Annotated in this window: 20 protein-coding genes; 2 read left to right on the top strand and 18 right to left on the bottom strand. The window is 63.0% G+C overall.

The features are described 5' to 3' along the window. The 9 genes from ASD99_RS00685 to gcvA form a co-directional block, all read right to left on the bottom strand. Complete coding sequence (locus ASD99_RS00685) at positions 1 to 1,587, bottom strand: FGGY-family carbohydrate kinase (RefSeq protein ID WP_057142425.1); 1,587 nt, start codon at positions 1,585 to 1,587, stop codon at positions 1 to 3. Continuing rightward, positions 1,584 to 2,267, bottom strand: coding sequence for an HAD family hydrolase (locus ASD99_RS00690; protein WP_057142426.1), 684 nt, complete (start codon positions 2,265 to 2,267; stop codon positions 1,584 to 1,586). The genes ASD99_RS00685 and ASD99_RS00690 overlap by 4 nt, the downstream gene beginning before the upstream one ends. A 15-nt stretch (positions 2,268 to 2,282) precedes the next feature. Continuing rightward, positions 2,283 to 3,761: a mannitol dehydrogenase family protein gene (locus ASD99_RS00695; protein ID WP_057142427.1), complete on the bottom strand. Its 1,479-nt coding sequence runs from the start codon at positions 3,759 to 3,761 to the stop codon at positions 2,283 to 2,285. 157 nt (positions 3,762 to 3,918) lie between these two features. Then, on the bottom strand, positions 3,919 to 4,689 hold the full coding sequence (locus tag ASD99_RS00700) for an L-iditol 2-dehydrogenase (RefSeq protein ID WP_056592986.1): 771 nt from the start codon (positions 4,687 to 4,689) through the stop codon (positions 3,919 to 3,921). 2 nt (positions 4,690 to 4,691) lie between these two features. After that, positions 4,692 to 5,690, bottom strand: a complete 999-nt coding sequence (locus ASD99_RS00705) for an ABC transporter ATP-binding protein (protein ID WP_056592988.1) — start codon at positions 5,688 to 5,690, stop codon at positions 4,692 to 4,694. 50 nt (positions 5,691 to 5,740) lie between these two features. Continuing rightward, positions 5,741 to 6,565: a carbohydrate ABC transporter permease gene (locus ASD99_RS00710; protein WP_056592990.1), complete on the bottom strand. Its 825-nt coding sequence runs from the start codon at positions 6,563 to 6,565 to the stop codon at positions 5,741 to 5,743. Positions 6,566 to 6,576: 11 nt separating this feature from the next. Continuing rightward, on the bottom strand, positions 6,577 to 7,449 hold the full coding sequence (locus tag ASD99_RS00715; RefSeq protein ID WP_013528414.1) for a carbohydrate ABC transporter permease: 873 nt from the start codon (positions 7,447 to 7,449) through the stop codon (positions 6,577 to 6,579). A gap of 124 nt (positions 7,450 to 7,573) precedes the next feature. Next, positions 7,574 to 8,884: an ABC transporter substrate-binding protein gene (locus ASD99_RS00720; protein WP_056592992.1), complete on the bottom strand. Its 1,311-nt coding sequence runs from the start codon at positions 8,882 to 8,884 to the stop codon at positions 7,574 to 7,576. Positions 8,885 to 9,111: 227 nt separating this feature from the next. Continuing rightward, on the bottom strand, positions 9,112 to 10,017 hold the full coding sequence (gene gcvA, locus ASD99_RS00725) for a transcriptional regulator GcvA (RefSeq protein ID WP_057142428.1): 906 nt from the start codon (positions 10,015 to 10,017) through the stop codon (positions 9,112 to 9,114). 110 nt (positions 10,018 to 10,127) lie between these two features. Between gcvA and ASD99_RS34480 the strand changes: the two genes are divergently transcribed. Then, entirely contained in the window at positions 10,128 to 10,313 is a 186-nt protein-coding gene (locus ASD99_RS34480; protein ID WP_056592997.1) for a hypothetical protein, read from the top strand. Between the two features lie 54 nt (positions 10,314 to 10,367). On the opposite strand, the gene ASD99_RS00735 is transcribed toward ASD99_RS34480, so the two are convergent. Next, on the bottom strand, positions 10,368 to 11,327 hold the full coding sequence (locus tag ASD99_RS00735) for a sugar-binding transcriptional regulator (protein ID WP_057142664.1): 960 nt from the start codon (positions 11,325 to 11,327) through the stop codon (positions 10,368 to 10,370). 255 nt (positions 11,328 to 11,582) lie between these two features. On the opposite strand from ASD99_RS00735, the gene ASD99_RS00740 reads away from it, so the two are divergent. After that, positions 11,583 to 12,215, top strand: coding sequence for an HAD family hydrolase (locus ASD99_RS00740; protein WP_057142429.1), 633 nt, complete (start codon positions 11,583 to 11,585; stop codon positions 12,213 to 12,215). A gap of 4 nt (positions 12,216 to 12,219) precedes the next feature. Here ASD99_RS00740 and ASD99_RS00745 read toward each other — a convergent pair whose 3' ends face one another. The 8 genes from ASD99_RS00745 to ASD99_RS00780 all read right to left on the bottom strand — a co-directional run bounded on the left by ASD99_RS00745 (position 12,220) and on the right by ASD99_RS00780 (position 17,169). Next, a complete protein-coding gene (locus ASD99_RS00745; RefSeq protein ID WP_056593008.1) occupies positions 12,220 to 12,987 on the bottom strand; it encodes a class II aldolase and adducin N-terminal domain-containing protein in 768 nt (255 codons plus the stop codon). Between the two features lie 82 nt (positions 12,988 to 13,069). Continuing rightward, on the bottom strand, positions 13,070 to 13,714 hold the full coding sequence (gene ureG / locus ASD99_RS00750; RefSeq protein WP_057142430.1) for an urease accessory protein UreG: 645 nt from the start codon (positions 13,712 to 13,714) through the stop codon (positions 13,070 to 13,072). Beyond that, on the bottom strand, positions 13,711 to 14,151 hold the full coding sequence (locus ASD99_RS00755; RefSeq protein ID WP_056593014.1) for a DUF3995 domain-containing protein: 441 nt from the start codon (positions 14,149 to 14,151) through the stop codon (positions 13,711 to 13,713). Before ASD99_RS00755 ends, ureG begins: the two co-directional genes overlap by 4 nt. Continuing rightward, a complete protein-coding gene (locus ASD99_RS00760; protein ID WP_056593016.1) occupies positions 14,148 to 14,819 on the bottom strand; it encodes an urease accessory protein UreF in 672 nt (223 codons plus the stop codon). Before ASD99_RS00760 ends, ASD99_RS00755 begins: the two co-directional genes overlap by 4 nt. After that, complete coding sequence (locus ASD99_RS00765) at positions 14,812 to 15,387, bottom strand: urease accessory protein UreE (protein ID WP_057142431.1); 576 nt, start codon at positions 15,385 to 15,387, stop codon at positions 14,812 to 14,814. Before ASD99_RS00765 ends, ASD99_RS00760 begins: the two co-directional genes overlap by 8 nt. After that, on the bottom strand, positions 15,384 to 15,989 hold the full coding sequence (locus ASD99_RS00770; protein ID WP_056593022.1) for a glutathione S-transferase family protein: 606 nt from the start codon (positions 15,987 to 15,989) through the stop codon (positions 15,384 to 15,386). The genes ASD99_RS00765 and ASD99_RS00770 overlap by 4 nt, the downstream gene beginning before the upstream one ends. Before the next feature lie 57 nt (positions 15,990 to 16,046). Next, positions 16,047 to 16,640, bottom strand: coding sequence for a hypothetical protein (locus ASD99_RS00775; protein WP_057142432.1), 594 nt, complete (start codon positions 16,638 to 16,640; stop codon positions 16,047 to 16,049). Between the two features lie 40 nt (positions 16,641 to 16,680). Beyond that, the gene (locus tag ASD99_RS00780; RefSeq protein WP_056593028.1) at positions 16,681 to 17,169 is read right to left on the bottom strand and encodes a DUF29 domain-containing protein; all 489 of its coding nucleotides are present in this window, start codon (positions 17,167 to 17,169) and stop codon (positions 16,681 to 16,683) included. Positions 17,170 to 17,235: the final 66 nt, after the last annotated feature.

The following is a 17,235-nucleotide window of genomic DNA, read 5'->3' on the forward strand; positions in this document are numbered from 1 at the left end:
CTACTTTATCGCGTCCAGCATCTGTCGCTGGCGGTGCATCTCGAGGAAGATCTTGTAATCGCGGTCGAAACGCCCTGTCGACTTCGGGTTCGACGCGCGCGTCCTGCCGCCTTGCTGCATGGCAAGGCAGGCTGCATTGAGGTCGGGAAACAGCCCGGCCGCGGTGGCGGCAATCATGCCGGTGCCGAGCAGCACCGCCTCGTCGGCCAGCGGCTCGATCACCGTGCAGCCGGTGGCGTCGGCGTAGAGCTCCATCAACAGCGGGTTCTTGGTGTGGCCGCCGGTGACATGCAGCGTGTCGATCAGGTAGCCATTCTCGTTCAGCGCCTCCAGCACATGGCGCACGCCGAGGGCGATGCCGACGGCGGTGCGCCAATAGAGCTTGCACAGGCTGTCGAAGGAGGAGTCCAGCGTCAGCCCGCTGACGACGCCGACGGCATGCGGATCGGCGAGCGGCGAACGGTTGCCGTGGAAATCCGGCAGCACATGCAGCCTTGCGGCAAGATTCTCACCCTCGATAGCGCGCAGTTCGGCGACACGCCTGGCGATCCTCGCATGCATGGCGGCATCCGGCTCGCCTCCGGCGCCGTGCCAGCGGATGATGTGGTCGAGCAGGGCGCCGGTTGCCGACTGGCCGCCTTCCGACAGCCATAGCTTCGGCAGCGCCGCGCCGTAATAAGGGCCCCAGACGCCCGCGAAAGGCTGCGGATCGGGCGACATCGCCATGACGCAGCTCGACGTGCCGGCGATCAGCGCCAGGTGGCGGCCGATATCCTTCTCGTCGCCGGCAAAGCCGCCGAGAACGCCAAGCGCGCCGGCATAGGCATCGATAACGCCGGCGCCGACGCGGCATTTTTCGCTCAGCCCAAGCTCGATCGCCGCTTGCGCTGTCAGGCGGCCGATATCGGCGCCAACCGGGCTGGCCCTCTCGGGGAGATTGCCATGCGCGAAAAGATCGTCGAGGCCGACGAGATCGAAGAAGTCACGCCGCCAGCCGGTCTCTTCATGCGCCAGATAGGTCCATTTGGCGGTCAGCGTGCATTGCGAACGAGCCAGCGAGCCTGTCGCTTGCCAGGTCAGGAAATCGGTAAGGTCAAATAGATAGCCGGCTTCATTCCAGATCTTGGGCAGGTTGCGCTTCAACCACATGAGCTTCGGCGTGACCATTTCCGGTGACATGACGCCGCCGATGTAATTCAGCACGGCGTGGCCGCTTGCCGTGCATTCATCAGCCTCGGTAATGGCGCGATGGTCGAGCCAGACGATGGTGTCCCAGCGCCTGTCGCCGGTGACCGAGATACTGAGCTGGCCGCCTTGCCGGTCGCGCACCACCAGCGAACAGGTGGCGTCGAAGGAGATGCCGACGACATCCTCGGCTGCGACGCCGGCCTTTTCGCGGGCAGTGCGCACGGCGGCGCAGACAGCCGACCAGATATCGCGCGAATCATGCTCGGCGTGATCGGGCTTCGGCTGGTTCATGACGATCGGCCGCTCGGCGCGACCGAGCAAGGTGCCACTGGTGTCGAGAATGCCCGCGCGAGCGCTCCCGGTGCCGACATCGACCGCGCAAACGAACTGTTTCGTCAAGATGCTCTAACTCTCGCTCCCAGGCTTGCAATCAGATCAGGCAATTGCAGCATGTCGGCGAATATAAAGTCCGGTTCACTCGACGCAAGCCGCGCTTTCAAGGTCGGGTTGCCGGCATGCGAGCCGCCGGTGAAGGCTAGCACGCGCATGCCCGCGGCTCGCGCAGCCGTGATGCCGGCCGGGCTGTCCTCGACGACGAGGCATTTGCGCGGATGGGCTCGCATGCTGGCGGCGGCATGCAGGAACAGATCGGGCGCCGGCTTGCCGCGCGGCACCATGGCGGCGCTGAACAGATGCGGCTCCATTAGCCCAAGCAATCCGGTGACCTCGAGCGCATAACGGATGCGGTCGAGCGTGCCCGAGGACGCGACGCAGAACGGCAGCCCAAGCCTTGGCAGCATCTCCTTGACGCCTGGGATTGGCTTCAGCTCTTCGCGAAACCTGCGCATCAGCTCGACCCGCATGTCGGTCAGATGGCTGTCGGTGATATCAAGCCCGAAGTCGCGGCCGAGGATCTCGCGCACGCTTTTCATGCTCTTGCCGAGGAAATGCTCGTAGGCGGCGTCCTCACTGACGCTGCCGCCGGCCAGCATGATCATGCCGAGCAGCGCCGAGACGGAGATTGCCTCGCTGTCGACCAGCACGCCATCGCAGTCGAAGATGACCAGTTCAGGCGTCATGGCGGAGAATGGCTCTCAGAGCTTGCCGGCGAGGTAGCGCGTCAGCGTGGCGCGCGTGCCGTTCGTCCACAGCACGTCGAGCGTATGGGCGAAGGCCTCGACGAACGCCGTCGCTCGGCCGACATCGCCATAGATGTCCTCCATGGCAAGCCAGGCGGCCGGCGCATCCTTTGCCGCTTCTGCCGTTACCTGCAACCGGTCCCAGCTCGGGTCGTTGGGCTCGATGACGGCGCCGCTGTCCGTCGTGCCGAAGCAGTAGCGGCACCAGAGCGCCGATTCCAGCGCCAGGCCGGCGACGCCCTTTCCGGCTTTCAGGCGATCGGCGATGGTCGGAATGATGAACTTCGGCTGGCGGTTGGAACCGTCGAGGCAGAGCCGGCGCACCGTGTCGCCGATCTTAGGGTTGGAAAAGCGGCTCTCGATGAGCTGGTAATAGTCTTCCAGAACCGTGTCCGGCACCGGCGGCACAGTCGGAATGATCTCGTCTTGTTCGAGCTTGGCCAGAAAGCCGCTCACCAACGGCTCCTGCATCGCCTCGTGGACGAAATGGATGTCCATCAGGCCGGCCGGATAGGCGATTGCTGCATGGCCGCCATTGAGGATACGGATCTTCATCAGTTCGTAGGGGGCAACGTCCTTGACGAACTGCACCCCGACCTTTTCCAGTGGCGGACGGCCATCGGTGAAATGGTCTTCCAGCACCCATTGCCGGAACGGCTCGCAGAACACCGGCCAATTGTCCTCGAGGCCAAAATCCTTGGCCAGGATGCCGCGTTCGCGGTCGGTGGTGGCCGGCGTGATGCGGTCGACCATGCCGTTCGGAAAGGCGACATGCTCGCTGACCCAGTTTGCCAGATCCTCGTCGATCAGACGCGCCAGCCCAATGACGCCGTCGGAGGTGACATGGCCATTGTGAGGGATGTTGTCGCACGACATCACCGTGAACGGCACGGTGCCCTCGTCACGACGGCGCACGAGCCCGGCAAGGATGATGCCGAACACGGTCTTCGGTGTGGCGCCCGGTTGGGCGTCGGCGACGATGTCGGGATGGGTCGGATTGAACACGCCGGAGGCCGGGTCGATGAAATAACCGCCTTCGGTGATGGTCAACGAAACGATCTTGATCGCCGGGTCGGCAAGCCGTTCGATGATGCCGGCCGCGTCGCCCGGCATCAGGAAGTCAATCATGGCGCCGGTCACGCGGGCGCTCATATGGCCGCTGTCCTGCTCGACCACGGTGGTCAGCCAGTCCTGCTCTTCCAGCTTGGCGCGGCCGATCGTCTCACCCTCGAACACGCCGGCGCCCACCAGCGCCCAGTCGTGGCCGATGCCCGCATTGAACAAATCGTCGAGATAGACGGCCTGGTGCGAGCGATGGAAATTGCCGACTCCGAAATGCACGATCCCGGCCTTGAGCGTCGAGCGGTCATACTTCGGACCTGCGACCTCAGTGGGTAGCCTGGAGAGGTTTGAGGACGAGAGTTTCACGGTCATCTGTTTTACCCTTTGGCCGGGCTTCGGCCTTCGTTACGCCCTCTCCCCGTCTTTGCGCGGAGAGGCTAAGGGGTGGCACTTCTTGAGGTCGATAAGGCCTCTGATGTCGACCTCTGCTCCCCGCGGAGGGACGAGGAGCAGAGGCCGTTCCCCGCCCTCAACTCATCCACTGGCCGCCATCGACATTGTAGGTCTGGGCGACGATGTATTCGGCGTCGCTGCTGGCGAGAAAAACCGCCATGCCGGCGAGATCCTCCGGCTTGCCCATACGGCCATAGGGCACCGCCTCGCCAACCAGTCGCTTCTTCTCGCCCTTCGGTCGGTTCTCATATTTGGCGAACAGCGCGTCGACTTGATCCCACATGTCGCTGTCGACGACTCCGGGCGCGATACCGTTGACGTTGATGCGATGCTTGATCAGATCGAGCCCCGCCGACTGGGTCAGCGAGATGACGGCGGCCTTGGTGGCGCAATAGACACCAACCAGTGGCTCGCCGCGCCGACCGGCCTGGCTCGCCATGTTGATGATCCTGCCGCCCTTGCCGCGCGCGATCATTGAGCGGGCCGCCGCCTGCAGCATGAACAGCGTGCCGGCGACATTGACGGAAAACAATTTGTCGTAGCTTGCCTTGGTGATCTCGACGATCGGTGCCAGATCGAACAGAGCGGCGTTGTTGATCAGGATATCGAGGCCACCGGTCTTCGTCTCCACCGCTTTCACCGCTGCCTCGATCGAGGCGAGGTCGGTGACGTCGAGCTTGACCGCATAGGCCTTGCCACCGATCTCGGCGGCCGTCTTCTGCGCCGCCTCGAGATTGATGTCGGCGATGGCGACGGTGGCGCCTTCTCCGGCATAAGCCTCGGCGAAAGCTCTGCCGATGCCTCGGGCCGAACCCGTGATCAGCGCGGATTTGCCAGCCAGTCGCATGCTCAGATTGCCTTTCCGTCGGCACCGAAGCGATGCAGCTTGGCCTTGTCGGGCGTCAGATAGATGGTGTCGCCATGATGGACCGCGAGTTCGCCGTCAGCGCGCACCGTCAACGGACCGACGCCATCGGCCTGGACATGCAGGAAGGTGTCGGAGCCGAGGTGTTCGGCGACGCCGACGGTGGCTTTCCATTCGCCCGCCGTGGTCGAGATTTCGAGATGCTCGGGGCGGATGCCGATCGTCTTGGCGCTGTATTTGGCAGCCGGCGCGCCTTCGATCAGGTTCATCTTCGGCGAGCCGATGAAGCCGGCGACGAACAGGTTCTTCGGCGTCTTGTAGAGTTCCATCGGCGAGCCGACCTGCTCGATGTTGCCGGCGTTCAGCACGACGATCTTGTCGGCCATGGTCATGGCTTCGACCTGATCGTGGGTGACATAGATCATGGTCGTCTTGAGCTGATGATGCAGCTCGCTGATCTCCAGCCTCATCGTGCCGCGAAGTGCTGCGTCGAGGTTGGATAGCGGTTCATCGAACAGGAAGGCGGTCGGCTGGCGCACAATGGCACGGCCGATGGCAACGCGCTGGCGCTGGCCGCCGGAAAGCTGGCCGGGCCGGCGTTCGAGATAGTTGGTCAGGTTGAGCACGCGCGCTGCGTCTCCCACCTTCCTGTCGATGGTCGCCTTGTCTTCGCCGGCCATCTTCAGCGGGAAGCCGATGTTCTTGGCCACCGTCATATGCGGATAGAGCGCGTAGGACTGGAACACCATGGCCAGCTTGCGCTTGGCCGGTGCCTCGCCGGTGACGTCGCGGCCGTCGATGTTGATGGAACCGCCGCTGGTGTCCTCGAGGCCGGCGATCAGCCGCAGCAGCGTTGACTTGCCGCAACCCGACGGCCCGACGAAGACGACGAACTCGCCATTCTCGATCACCAGGTCGAGACCGGGGATGATGGACGTCGCTCCGAAGGATTTGGAGACGTTCTTGAGCGTGATGTTTCCCATGGTTTCCTCCCCGAGGGGTTCTTTTCGCCGATTGCTTCGGGCAAATTCCGTTACTTCACCGCACCGAATGTCAGGCCACGCACCAGCTGCTTCTGGCTGAACCAGCCCATGATCAGGATCGGCGCGATGGCCAGTGTCGAGGCAGCCGAAAGCTTGGCCCAGAACAGGCCTTGCGGGCTGGAGAACGAGCTGATGAAGGCGGTCAAGGGTGCTGCTTCCGTGGTCGTCAGCCGGATCGTCCAGAACGCCTCGTTCCAGGCCAGGATGATGTTGAGCAGCATCGTCGAGGCGATGCCCGGCACCGCCATCGGCGTCAGCACATAGACGATCTCGTTCCACAGCGATGCGCCGTCCATGCGCGCCGCTTCCAGGATCTCGCCCGGGATTTCGCGGAAGTAGGTGTAGAGCATCCACACCACGATCGGCAGGTTGATCAGCATCAGCATGATCATCAGGCCGATGCGGCTGTCGAGCAGTCCTGTGTCGCGGAAGATCAGGTAGATGGGGAACAGCACGGCGACCGCCGGCATCATCTTGGTGGACAGCATCCACATCAATATGTCCTTGGTTCGCTTGGTCGGCGAGAAGGCCATCGACCATGCCGCCGGTATGGCGACGAGCAGGGCCAGGATGGTCGAGCCGACCGAGAGCAGCACCGAGTTGAAGAAGAACTTGAAGTAGCCGCTCTGCGCCTGGACCTCGGAATAGCTCTCAAACGTCCCCGACGGGATGATGCTGAAACCCTGGATGGCTTCCTGCTCCGACTTGAACGAGGTGATGATCGTATAGAGGATCGGGAAGAAGATCAGCAGGGCGACGATCCAGGCGGCAACTGTCGCGATCGTCTTGTGCCGGGTGGTGACTGAGCGTGCCATCGTATCCTCCCTTACTTGTCCAGGTTCTTGCCGACGGCGCGCATGGCGAAGAAGGCAACGATGTTGGCGAGAATGACGGCGATCACACCGCCAGCGGATGCCTGGCCGATTTTGAACTCCAGCAACGCCTTCTGGTAGACGAGGAAGGGCAGGTTGGTGGAGGCGTATCCCGGGCCGCCATTGGTGGTGACGAGGATCTCGGCATAGACCGACAAAAGGAAGATCGTCTGGATCAGGATGACGACCGTGATGGCGCGCGACATGTGCGGCAGCGTCAGATAGATGAAGCGGCTGATGAAGCCGGCGCCGTCCATTTCGGCGGCTTCCTTCTGCTCGCCGTCGAGCGACTGCAGCGCGGTCAACAGGATCAGTGTGGCGAAGGGCAGCCATTGCCAGGCGACGATGATGATGATCGCCAGCATCGGATGCTGCCCGAACCAGTCGATCGGCTGGGCCCCGAAGAAGCGCGCTATATCGGCGAACACTCCATATTGCGGGTGCATGATCATGTTCTTCCAGACCAATGCGGCCACCGGCGGCATGACGAAGAACGGCGAAATGACGAGGATGCGGACTATGCCTTGTCCCCACATCGGCTGGTCGATCAGAAGCGCCAGAAGGATGCCGCCGATCACCGTGATCAGAAGCACGCTGACCACCAGGGTGAGCGTGTTGAGGATCGATTGCAGGAAGGCCGGGTTGGAATAGAACAGCGCGTAGTTCGAGAAGCCGACGAAGCCGTCGCGGATCGGATTGAGCGGATTGTACTGCTGGAAGGAGAACCAGATGGTGATGACCAGCGGTACAATCATCCAGACGAACAGCAGCACCACGGATGGCGCCATCATGAAACGGGCAAGCGAACGGGTCTGCTGAGTAGCCATGACGGTCACCCTTCACTGGTCAGACTGAATTTTCAAAAGGCGTTAAAGGCGGCCGCCCGAACTGGGAACTCGGGCGGCCGTTGCCGGTCAAGGAGGCGACCGGCATTCGGCGCCGGGAGGAGCCTTACTTGATGTATCCGCCTTCGGTCATTGCCGCGGTGGCAGCGTCCTGGGCCTGCTTCAGGGCATCGTCGACGCTCGACTGGCCGGCAAGTGCCGCCGAGAAGAGCTGGCCGACGGTGGTGCCAAGGCCCTGGAACTCAGGGATGGCGACAAACTGGACGCCGACATAGGGCACCGGCTTGACGGTCGGATGCGTCGGGTCGGCTGCATTGATGGAGTCCAGCGTCATCTTGGCGAACGGAGCCGCCTTCTGGTACTCGGGATTGGCATAGAGCGAAGTGCGCGTGCCCGGAGGAACGTTGGCCCAGCCTTCCTTCGATGCGACGAGTTCGGCATAGTGCTTGCTGGTCGCCCAGGCGACGAACTTCTCGGCGGCATCAGCCTTCAGCGTGCCGGCGGGAATGGCCAGTGACCATGCCCACAGCCAGTTGCCGCGCTTGCCAAGGCCATTGTCGGGCGCCAAGGCATAGCCGACCTTGTCGGCGACGGTCGAGTTCTTCGGATCCGAAACGAAGGACGCGGCGACGGTGGCGTCGATCCACATGCCGCATTTCCCCTGCTGGAACAGCGCCAGGTTTTCGTTGAAACCGTTGGAGGACGCGCCCTCGGGGCCGTCGGCCTTCATCAGGTCGACATAGAACTGCAGCGTGTTCTTCCATTCCGGCTGATCGAACTGCGGCTTCCAGTTCTCGTCGAACCAGCGAGCGCCGAAGGAGTTCGACATGGCGGTCAGGAAGGCCATGTTCTCGCCCCAGCCGGCCTTGCCGCGCAGGCACACACCGTTCACGCCATTGGCGCGGTCGGTCATCTTGTCGGCGGCCTGCTTGATGAAGTCCCAGGTCGGCGCATCGGGCATCTTCAGCCCGGCCTTGTCCATCAGGTCCTTGCGGTACATGACGAACGAGCTTTCGCCGTAGAAGGGCGCGGCATAGAGCTTGCCATCGACCGAAAGGCCGCCGGCGATGGCCGGGATGATGTCCTTGGCATCGTAGTCGTCGCCGAGCTTGTCGAGCGGCAGGAGCCAGCTCTGTTTGGCCCAGATCGGAACTTCATAGGTGCCGATGGTCATCACGTCATACTGGCCACCCTTGGTGGCGATGTCGGTGGTGACGCGTTCGCGCAGCACGTTCTCTTCAAGCGTAACCCAGTTGAGCTGGATGTCGGGGTTCGCCTTGGTGAAGTCTTCCGTCAGCTTTTGCATGCGGACCATGTCGCCATTGTTGACGGTGGCGATGGTGATGGATTCGGCGTGTGCGGCGAACGCAAGAGCGCTGGCCGACAACAGACCCAGGGTGAGCGTGCGAAGTTTCATCAAATTCCTCCCTTGAACCAAGATGAGCATTTGCCTTGGCTTTGGGCAATTACTCACTTGGCGTGAATTATGTCAAGCCGGATTCGATGCTGCAGCGCAGCACTCGGTGACGCCTCGGACCGGGAACGTGTGGAAATTGCCAGCGTGAGCCTCGCCCGTCGCCGGGACATCGGGTGACGATAGCGGAAGGGTTTGCGGGACTTGGTGCGGTGCCGGACGGCTTGCCGTCAGCAGGCGATCTCGGCCAGCAGCCAGTCGCGGAAGGCGCGGATCTTCGGCACGTTGCGGCGCGCCTGGGGATAGACCAGCCAATAGGCGTGGCCGTCATCGCCGACCAGATCGAAAGGTTGGATCAGACGGCCGTCGGCGAGTTCCGCCTTGAACAGGGCCCTGGTCAGGATCGCGACGCCGTGACCGGCGATTGCCGCATTGGCCTCATAGGCCTGGGCGCCCATGCTGCTGCCGGGTCGTTTGGCAAGATCGTGCGAATGCACTCCGGCAGCCGAGAACCATTCCGTCCACCAGATGTCGCCAGGATCGAGGATCGGCAGCCGCAAGAGGTCGGCCGGCTCGTTGACGCCGCCGATGCTTGCCGCGAGCTTTGGGCTCAGCATCGGCGTGAAATCGGCATCGAGCAGCTTGTGCGCTTCCAGGCCCGGCCATTTGCCGCCGCCCGAGCGGATGGCGATATCGGTATCCTCGCGGGCAAAGTCCGTCAGGCGGCTTGACGTCTCGAGCCGGACGGCAAGTGCGGGATGCGCGATCTGGAACGATCCCAGCCGGTGCGCCAGCCAGTTCGACGCAAAGGTCAGCACGGTGGTGACGCACAGCAACCCGTCGGCCCCGCCACGCGCCGCGGCATAGGCCTGGCCGAGAATGGCAAAGGCCTCGCCGACAGCGGGCGCCAGGCGCTGCCCGGCCTCGGTCAACACGATCTGCCGCGGTCGGCGCAGGAACAGCGGCGCGCCGACGCGTTCCTCCAGCACCTTGATCTGATAGCTGACCGCCGCCTGCGTCATGGCGAGTTCGCTGGCGGCCTTGGTGAAGGAAAGGTGCCGCGCCACCGCGTCGAACACCCTGATCGCCTGCAGCGGCGGGAGTTGCGAAACCTGTCGCGAGCTGAGGTCCGGCATAAGGCCTCCTTATGGGTCATGATCGAGGTTCGATTGGCAAAGGCGGCCGGCAACACCGACATTCCCGATCAACCCGTCATTCGGGTTCAGGATAGCGGAGGTTGACGATCATGACCATGGCGCACCAAAAATGCACTCCAACCCCGGATCATCGCTGGATTTCGTGGCTCACGGACGGATTTGGCTGGTTCGCGATAAAAAAGAAGGCACCTCTCGACATCAGGGACCTGTCGCCACATTTGCAGCGCGACCTCGGTTTCCTCGATGGCAACGACCCTTTCGGGCGGCACAGATAGCCCGGCTGGTTTTATCAGCCTGGTTGAGCTTATCGCAAATCCACGAGTTCCAGATCAAATGCTGGCCAGCAGGGCGGCGGCGGTCCGCTCATCGGTGATGAGGCCGTTGATCAGCCGCCGGTTGGCCGCCGCCAGGATGCCCGGCAGTTTTCGTTCGCCCATCGCCAATGCGATGACCAGCGATTTTTCGCGCGACGGCAGCGAAGCCGACGACACCCGGTCGTTGGTGATGCCCTCGATCATGCGGCCTTCGCGGTCGAACACCCAGCCGACGATCTCGGCGATGCCGCCGGCCTTCTGCAGCGCCTTCAACTCGCTTTCCGAAATGAAGCCGTCCTCGTAGAGCGGCGCCTTGGGGCCGAGATCGCCGATGCCGATGAAGGTGACGTCGGCCTCCGCGGCAAGCGCCAGCGTCGGCTGGATCATCGGTTGGCTGAGCAGCATCTCGCGCTCCTCCGGCGAAGAGGCGATGACCGGCAGCGGCATCGGGAAGGACCGCGCCTTCACCCTGTCGGCCATGGTGAAGATGACGTTGTAGAAGGCGGCCGAGCCGTCCGGCGAGATGTTGCCGGTCAACGACACCACCTTGTGTTGCGGACATTCCATCGGCGGCAATTGCTCGATCGCCGCCTTCAGCGTGCGCCCGGTGCCGATCGCCATGACGATAGGGGTCGGTGACCGCAGCCGCCGCTCGATCTCGGTGGCAGCCGCCTCGGCGATGCCGATAGTCGTGGAAGACGAATTCGGATCGCTCGGCACCACCTCGACCAGGTCGAGCGCGAAGCGCGATCTCAGCCGCGCCGCCAGATCAAGGCAATTGGCGATCGGATGGTCGACGCGAACCTTGATCAGACCCTCGGACACGGCCAGCGACACCAGCCGCTGCGCCGTCTGCCGCGAGATGCCGAGCGTGGCGGCAATCTGGTCCTGTGTGTTGCCGGCAACATAATAAAGCCAGCCGGCGCGCGCCGCGTCGTCCAGCCTGTTGCTGCCACCATCCTGCCGGGTACTCACGTCTTGCCTCCCGAGACCGCCGGTCATGAGAGCGGCCCACGCCCACTTTCGCAGGGAACGGCCCGCTGCGCAATTGTCAATCTCCAGGGCAATTGCTTGCATCCGCCGACGCAAGCGGGCCAAATTTCCTTCTTCCACGATGTCGGTGTCAGGTAAAGAAGCGCGGTTGCAGTCCCGACAGGCGGCAGGTTCTTCGGTCCCGAAGGTTTATCTGCCGGCGCAAACCCTTTAAGGGATCGCAAAAAGGAGCGCTGCATGACACCGAAAGCGGTTTTCTGGGATATGGACGGCACGCTGGTCGACAGCGAACCGCTGCACGAGGCAGCCCTGGTGGCCGCGATGCGCAATGTCGGCCTCGTACCGCCTGATGATCTGCATGAGCGCGTGCTGGGCGTTGCCGCCTGGCCGGTCTACGAGATGATGCGCGACGAGTTCGGCCTGGATCTGCCGTTCGACGACTGGATCGTGCGCAAATACGAGCACTATCTGCCGCTGGTCGAGAGTTTGAAGCCGCGCCCCGGCGCGATCGAGGTCTTCAACGAGCTACGCGAAAGGGGCGTGGCGCAGGCCGTGGTCTCGAATTCGGACCGGATGATCGTCGACGCCAACCTGCGCATGGTCGGGCTGACCTATCCCGGCATGAAGACGATCAGCCGTAACGACGTGCGCGAAGGCAAGCCGCATCCCGAACCGTTCCTGCGTGCCGCCTATCTGGCCGACGTCGAGCCCGCGCACGCCGTTGCCGTCGACGACAGTTGGCCCGGCGCCATGGCTGGGCTGGCGGCGGGAATGAAGACGATCTTCTGGCCGGAAAGGCCGATGGAAGGACCGCCCGGCGCTGTCGTCATCAACAGTGCCGATGAGCTTCGGGCAGAACTGGACCTGTAGGCAATCAATTCCGATAGACCGGTTCCTGCTCGTCGAGGATCGCCTTCAATTCGCTGAGATGGCGTTCGGCCTGGCCGGGATAGTCGTCCATCTCGCTTGCCGCCTTCTCGGCGATCACGTCGGAGAGCGTGCGCAGCGGGCGGCCGGTCCACAGCGCCTTGATGTAGGTTTCGGCGGCACGCTCGAAATAGAACATGCGGTTGAAGGCGTCGGCGACCGTATCGCCGATGACCAGCACGCCGTGATTGCCCATCACCATCACCTTGACCTTGGGATCGACGAGAAGCTGCGAGCAGCGCTCCCCCTCCTCCTCGAAGGCCAGCCCGCCATAATGCGCGTCGACGACATGGCGGTTGAAGAACATCGCCGAATTCTGGTCGATCGGCGGCAGGCGAGAGTCGGCGAGCGACGCCAGCACCGTGGCGTGGATCGAATGGACATGCATGACGCAGCGCGCGTGGCGGACATTGCGATGGATGGCGCCGTGCAGCCCCCACGCCGTCGGATCGGGCGCGTCCGGACCGGAGAGCGTATCCGGATCATTGGCATCGATCATCAAGAGGTCGCTCGCCTTGATGCGCGAGAAATGCACCTGGTTGGGATTCATCAGGAACTGCGTGCCGTCGTCGTTGACGGCCAGCGAGAAATGATTGGCCACCGCCTCGTGCATGTTGAGCCGCGCCGTCCAGCGAAAGGCACAAGCGAGATCGACGCGCTCCTCATAGAAGGGCAGGTTGGTCAGCGTTTCCTTTTGCAGGCGGGCGACGCTCATCCTAAAATCCTCCGGTTTCGGCAAGAATGCCGTGACCAGCCCATGCCCGCAACCAGTTTTGGTTGGTGCAGGGATGGCTATCTCACGCTGCCGTGCTGGCGGCAGCAGCGCCGGCCCTGAGCCCACCATGCTCGATAATGAAATCGATCACCTCCTGCAGCCCCTTGCCGCGCGATAGGTCGGTGAAGCCGAACGGCCGCTTGCCGCGCATGCGGCCGGCGTCGCTCTCCATGACGTCGAGGTTGACGTTCACGTAAGGAGCGAGATCGCTCTTGTTGATCACCAGGAAATCGGAGCGGGTGATCGCCGGCCCGCCCTTGCGCGGGATTTCTTCGCCCTGGCAAACCGAGATGACATAGAGCGTCAGGTCGGCGAGATCGGGCGAGAAGGTGGCGGCGAGGTTGTCGCCACCAGATTCGATAAAGACGATGTCGAGATCCGGGAATTTCCGGTTCATCTCGGCGATCGCCTGCAAATTGATCGACGCATCCTCGCGAATGGCGGTGTGCGGGCAACCGCCAGTCTCGACACCCATGATGCGATCCTCCGGCAGCGCCTGCAGCCGGGCCAGCATCATGGCGTCTTCCTTGGTGTAGATGTCGTTGGTGACGACGGCGATCGAGAATTCGTCGCGCAGCGCCTTGCACAGCTTTTCGGTCAGCGTCGTCTTGCCGGAGCCGACCGGGCCGCCAACGCCGACGCGCAGCGGGCCATTTGTCTGTGTCATGTCGGAAACTCCGTGATGGCGAGGATGGCAAAGCCGAGCCCGATCAACAGGCACAGCGGCGAATAGTAGCGCAGGTCGAGCCGCGCGAAAGGCTGTTCCGGCGCCAACCGCCGCCACCATGGCGTGAAACCGGCTATGCCGCGTCCAAGGAACACCAGCCCGATGAGCAGCGAGGTAGCGGCGAGGCCTTCCTTTGGGAAGGGCGAGGCAAAGACGCCTATGAGCGCCAGCGGCCACAGCGTCGCCAGGCACAGGCACGCGGCAACGGCGAAACTGGCGAACGGCGTCGGCATCTCGTCGACGCCGCGAAAGCCGACGACGGCGTGTGCACAGGAGGCCGCATCCTTGCCCGGCCAGATGCCGCCAAGGCCCCAATAGACATGCAGCGCGGTGATCAGCAGCAGAACGGTCGAAAGCGAGAAGGCGAGAAGGATCATGAGCGGAACAATCGCGAATACTGGGTTTCGTGCTTCATCGCCATGACATCGGAAACGAAGGCGCAGCCGCCGAGATCATCCAATGTCGAACGCGCGGCACGGGTTGCGGTCGCCAGGGCCAACGGCTCGAAGCCGGCTAACAGAGCTATGGCTTTGCTCTGACCGACAATGCCAAGCCGGATCGCCGCCTGGACGAGGTTGGAGAAAAAGGTTTGCAGGAAGGCGGACAGCGCATCCTGAAGTGCAATTGCATTGCCACCGGCAATAGCGCCGACGGCGACGCAATAGGGGCATTCGGCCGGCAAGCGCTCCAGCGCAGGGTTGGGCCAGGCCGCCGCCGCCTTCAGGAAGGCAGCACCTTGCAGCATGGTCTCGGTGTGGCGTTCGCGCGAGCCGGCCAGCGCCTCGGCGAGTGCGGCTATGTCATCGAGATCACCGGTGCCGCGGGCCCGGCGCCAGCTTTCTGCGAACAGCACGGCATCGTTCCAGCCCGAGCCCATCTCGACCAGCGTTTCCAGCCAGCCGGCGAGGCTCTCGGCATCGGCAATCAGCCCGTCATGCACCGCGCGCTCGAGACCGTGGCTGTAGGAAAAGCCGCCGACCGGAAAGGCCGGCGACAACCACGCCATCAGCCGCAGCAGAGCGATGTTCGAGGGCTGGTCAGTCATGGTCGTGGTGGTGGCCAGCATGACTGTGCGAATGCGATTCGCTATGCGCGTGCGAGTGCGCCTCGGCGTGGCCATGGGCATGCGCATGGCCATGATCGTGTCCGCCGGAATAAGCGCCGCGCACCGGCTTGAATGGCTCGGAAACGTCGGTCACCGTGGCGCCGAGCCCCTGCAGCATCGCCTTGATGACATGGTCGCGCAGGATGAGGATGCGCCCGGCTTCGATGCTTGCGGCGAGATGACGGTTGCCGATGTGCCAAGCGAGTTCGGCCAGATGCACACCGTCGCGGGCGCGGATGTCATAGACATCTTCGGGCGCCGCGATGATCTCGATATGGCCGCCATCCTCCAGCACCAGCCGGTCGCCGTCGTTCAAGGCGACGGGCTCGGGCAGGTCGACCAGCACCTTGCTGCCGTCGGCAAGTTCGATGGCCCGGCGGCGCAGATGCCGCTCGTCATGGGCGAGAATGGCACGACCGGATGGCAGGGTGGATCCGGCATTGCCAGCGGTCAGCACCGAGATGGCGCGCGGGAATTTGGTGAAGTCGGTGTTGAGGTTGAGCTTCATTTCATGGATCCTCCGTTAGCCTGCGCCCGTGCACGGGCGGGCCGCGCCAGCACACGGTCGAAATAGGCGTTGACGCGCTCGGACTCGATCGGGAATTTTCCGGCGCGGGCCCAGTTGCCCATGTCGCCCAACAGCACGTCGACTGCCGAAAATCGCTCGCCCAGCGCAAACGGCTTGTCGCCAAGCCGGCTGTCCAGCGCCTTAAGCTCAGAGACGAAGTCATAGGTCGCCGCAGGACCGACATCGACCCGCACGTCCTTCGGCAGCAGGAAGCGGTGGCGCAGCTTGTTCCACAGCGGCGCCTCAAACTCGCTCTGCGCAAAATGCATCCAGGAATCCATCTCGGCACGGCCGGCAAGGCCCGGATTTGCACCCATTCCCTTGTCCGCGTGCTTGTCGGCCAGATAGACGCAGATCGCCGCCGAATCCGTTACCGTGAGGTCGCCGTCGATCAGGATCGGCACCTTGCCCGACGGGTTCAACGCGTAGGCTTCGGGCGAACGCAATTTGACCTCGACGAATTCATAGGGCTGCCCAAGTTCCTCGAGCATCCAGAGAACGCGGCTGACCCGGGACCCACGCGATCCGACGGCCTTGTACATTGTTGAACCCTGCTTTCTCAGAAACCTAGACCATGCCAGCGGTCCACCCAATGCCGCTCAGACGATCGTGTCGAAGAGCCGCAGGATGAACGATATCTGATAGATGAGCGCAGCCGCCACAAAGGCGATGTGGAAGCGGCGGTCGCGCACCAGGATCGCGACGATACAGAGCGCGACGAAGACCGGCGTGCGGAACAGATACTCGTTGCCGAAGCGGGCGAAATGCTCCGGCCCTTTCAACAGCGTGTCGAGCACATCGAGCAGGTAGGTCGCCGCCAGCAGGCCGAAGAACCAGGCGCGACGCGAATAGAAGAAATCCTCGTAGCTGGTGTAGTCCAGCATCGAATCGGGAAACAAAAGCGCGCAAAGCAGGAACAATGTGATCGCGTAGAAGATGATGAACAGGTACTTGCCGAAGGTCCAGGTCTCGATGGCGTAGAGGCCGAACTCCCACCACCAGAAATGCACCAGCATCAGGAGCACCGAGACAACCCAGGCCAGATGCACGGTATAGATCTTGTACTGGCCGGGATGCTGGACGATGCGCGCCACCCCCGACAGCGGGCGGGCGACACCAAGCCCGATCACCATGCCCATGACGATGCGGATATGCGGGAAGATGTCGTGGGCGGAGGCGATTTCGGTGGCCATATCTCGGCTTTAACTCGGAACGCTATAAACGAATAAGTGGCTAATCCCGCAAGAAGTCATCCATTGAGAGCGGACCGCCTGGCCAAAATCGACCATCCAGCACCTGCTTGACTGTGAAGGGAGGTTCGTCCGGGAAATGGGCTTTCCTCAAGCCCGTTTCCCTTACCGCTGTCGGCAAAGCGTGTCCGTATGCCTCGTCGAAAATCTGCGCGGGGTAACGGCGGAGGCTCGGGCTGTCCTTGATGATATTTCCGATCCAAACGCGCTGTTCGGAGATTGACGCCTGCCAGCTGTGGCATCTGTGGCCCGGCTGGAATTCCCATTTCAGGAGATGTGCAATCAACACCTCCATCCGGCTGCGGATCTCCCGCCTGTCGCTCCTCCCCAAGCTTTCGATCTCCTCGGCTACGTTCTCCCGATCAAGCTCGGAAAGGCGCCCGTCGCGCAACAGCGCTGCCTGTTCGGCGCTCCACTGCGCAAAGTCCGTTTCATAGGGCGTAAGAGCCCTGAGGCGATCGATCCTGTTCATGAGATGTATATTGCCCCAAACCGCGTCGCGTTCAAACGGCTTCGTGCGATGCGCTTTAGGATTGCA

The organism is Mesorhizobium sp. Root695 (assembly GCF_001428185.1).
Taxonomy (GTDB): domain Bacteria; phylum Pseudomonadota; class Alphaproteobacteria; order Rhizobiales; family Rhizobiaceae; genus Mesorhizobium.